The sequence below is a fragment of the Pseudomonas sp. 10B238 genome (genome assembly GCF_000970615.1).
In the GTDB taxonomy this organism is placed as follows: Bacteria; Pseudomonadota; Gammaproteobacteria; order Pseudomonadales; family Pseudomonadaceae; genus Stutzerimonas.
This window is the reverse complement of record NZ_KQ033964.1, coordinates 1-2,878: the sequence shown is the minus strand read 5'-3', so window position 1 is coordinate 2,878 and position 2,878 is coordinate 1. Positions and strand designations below refer to the sequence as shown.

Annotated in this window: 5 protein-coding genes; all 5 read left to right on the top strand. The window is 51.1% G+C overall.

Annotated elements, in window-relative coordinates:
• On the top strand, positions 1 to 237 hold a 237-nt coding region (locus RT21_RS22750), incomplete at its 5' end, for a copper-binding protein (protein WP_046164449.1).
• 140 nt (positions 238 to 377) lie between these two features.
• Positions 378 to 695, top strand: coding sequence for a co-regulatory protein PtrA N-terminal domain-containing protein (locus tag RT21_RS22745; protein WP_045423048.1), 318 nt, complete (start codon positions 378 to 380; stop codon positions 693 to 695).
• A 30-nt stretch (positions 696 to 725) separates the two neighbouring features.
• Positions 726 to 983: a DUF2933 domain-containing protein gene (locus RT21_RS22740; protein ID WP_046164448.1), complete on the top strand. Its 258-nt coding sequence runs from the start codon at positions 726 to 728 to the stop codon at positions 981 to 983.
• Between the two features lie 23 nt (positions 984 to 1,006).
• Complete coding sequence (locus tag RT21_RS22735; protein ID WP_041015593.1) at positions 1,007 to 1,237, top strand: hypothetical protein; 231 nt, start codon at positions 1,007 to 1,009, stop codon at positions 1,235 to 1,237.
• Between the two features lie 100 nt (positions 1,238 to 1,337).
• Positions 1,338 to 2,711 (top strand): heavy metal sensor histidine kinase, encoded by a 1,374-nt coding sequence (locus RT21_RS22730; RefSeq protein ID WP_046164447.1) that lies wholly within the window; start codon positions 1,338 to 1,340, stop codon positions 2,709 to 2,711.
• Positions 2,712 to 2,878 lie beyond the last annotated feature (167 nt).

Here is a 2,878-nt window from a genome sequence, read left to right as displayed (position 1 = left end):
CAGAAGTCGGCGGGACAGACCGCTACAGCCATCGGCACAGTCAAGAAAGTAAACACCGAGAGCGGCACCGTGACCATTGCACACGGCCCGGTCGAAGCGCTGGGTTGGCCTTCTATGACGATGGGCTTCAAAGCGAAGCCTGATCAGCTCCAAAAGTTGAAAGAAGGGGACCAGGTCGAATTCGAGTTCTCCTCGAAGGGCATGGATTCCACCATTACGCGTATCGAAAAACGGTAAGCACAGAAAGCGACCGCCGCAGACGCGGCGGTCGTACCAACAAAAAAATGAGCGATTACAGCTTTGTAAGCTTGGCAACAGCTTCTTGTAAGTAGCAAGCCTTTAATCTACAGGCATCAACTAACCAAGAGGTGCAAACCATGAACCGTATAACCAAAGTAATCGTTCCTTTTATTCTGACCGTTGCGTCTTCTCTTGCAATGGCCGAAGGCGGAAGCGATCGGACAATGCATCGCCTAAATGATCCTGCAGGATCCAATCTCACTCTTAAAGAGCTTGTCAAAGAAGGCAAAGTGCTGAGCATCGCACCTGCAGGGGCGACCGGTACGACTGAAATGATTCAGAACTATCGGACTACTGCAAAAGTTCAGACATATGAAATGAAGGTAAAGACCCCAGACGGGGAGATTCATACGGTGGAATTTTTGAGCGCACCGGTAGGCGTAAACAACGGCTAACCTGCAAATTAAATATTCGAGGGTAATGATATGAGCAGCCTGTTTTCGAGAATGAAAAGTGTACTGCAGCGCAATCCGATCGTGACCGGTCTAACCGTAGCTGTGGTTGGCTACATGCTCCTGAACCAAAGCACTGGGGCGTTGGCAACGACGCTGCCAAGCCTGCTCTTTCTCTTGCCCTGCTTGTTGATGATGGTCGTATGCATGAAGCATATGTCTAGCGGTAAGTGCGACAAGCCCAAGGAGCCCAACGTTGGCGAAAGCATCTTGTTAAGCAAGAGCGAATAACCCACTGAACTTGGAGATTTAACATGCGAAACACCATTACAGTAACAGCAATTGCAATCACCCTGGCGAGCGGACTGAGTTTCGCAGCGGCAGATAAAGCGGACCAAAGCCATTCAGAAACCGGCATGATGAGCGGCGACAAGCATATGGAAATGATGGGCGACATGCGTGGAATGATGAAAGAGTGTCGTGAAATGATGGAGGCGGCCAAAGCCGGCCACTCGCAAAATGGGGAAAACCCAGACGCTGCCTAGGATACGAGAGTGCGAGCAACTATGATCGAAGCAGGTCGGGCACCTTTTCTGGGTGCCCACCTGCTTTTTTGTGCGTGATGGCCTAACCAGGACCGTACTGATGGGAAAAGTGTCACTGACGAGCAGAATGGCGATAGCTTTCATGCTCGTGGTTACGGTTGTGCTGTTGGCCGCCGCAATCAGCTTCAATTATTTTTGCCAGCTCCATTTCGAACGCAAAGACGCACAGGTGCTGAATGAAAAGGCTGCTGCAGTAGAGCGTATGCTACGCGGCAGTTCAGAATTCGGGCCTGAGACCGCTTCAAGGATCGATGCTGTTATTGAGCACTCCTTTGGCTTCGCAACTGCGGTTGTAGTAGACGGTAAGACGGTTTACTCCCATCACAATCTGTCTGAGAGCTTGCTACCTCTTGTCACGGACATCCAAGAGGAACGCTGGACGGTAAGTTTCGGTGGCCACCAGTACAGCGGCATCACTAGAAAAGTAAACCGGTGGGTAGAAGGGCAGGACACTGTTATCTATTTGGCATTGGATGTAACGCACCGAATCCACTTCTTCGATATGATTCAGCAGTGGTTTGCTTATACGCTTGTCGTTAGTGCACTTCTGAGTGGCGCGTTAGGTGTTGTTCTGATCAGGAAGGGTTTAAAACCGATTGATGAGCTCTCTAAGACCTCCTCTACAGTAACTGCCAATTGTTTGGATACCAGAATTCCAACCGAATCAGTGCCAGGCGAGCTTCATGAACTCGTAGACAACTTCAATGAAATGCTCTCGCGCTTGGATGACTCTTTCATCAGGTTGTCAGATTTCTCAGCGGACATCGCGCATGAGCTAAGAACGCCGCTGAACAGCATGCTTACCCAAATGGAGGTCGCGCTCTTGCGCGACCGCGAGAATACCGACTACAAAGACATTTTGTATTCCGCCCTCGAAGAACTTAGGCGCATGTCAAAGATGGTCGATGACATGCTATTCCTCGCCAAGGCGGACAACGGGAAGATTACGCCCAATGCCGAAGATGCCAGCATGGCTGAGATTACCGCGAGCGTTATCGAATATTACGAGCTTGCAGCCGAGGACAAAAAGGTAGAAATCGCGCTTTCAGGCGATGGATCGGTACATGGCGATAAATCGATGCTGAGACGGGCCGTCTCAAACATAGTCTCTAACGCAGTTCGATATGCAGAGGAAGGCAGCACCATCAGCGTTGAAATAAGCGAGAGCGGTGGCTCGGTTTGCACAGCCATATCCAACCGAGGCACAACGATTCCAGCCGAGCTTCAGGCCCGAGTGTTTGATCGATTCTATAGGGTCGACACCGCAAGGCGCGAAGGAACCACCATGAATGCGGGCCTCGGCATGGCTATCACTCGTTCGATAGTCGAAGCGCACAAAGGGCGCATCGCTTGCGAATCAGCTGAGGGGCATACGACTTTCACAATGACGCTTCCAAAGCTTATGTCTAGTTAATGGCAGAGTGCCAGCAACGACCCTGACCTACGCTCATAGAAACGCCAGGCTGAACCGAAAGAGGCCGAGACTTTCGAAGCTGTATGTTTGGTTCTGGAGGTTCCCGTGCAAGCGTCCTCATCGAGAAAATGCGGTACGACAGCCGCAGCGCTCAACGAAGCGTGCTT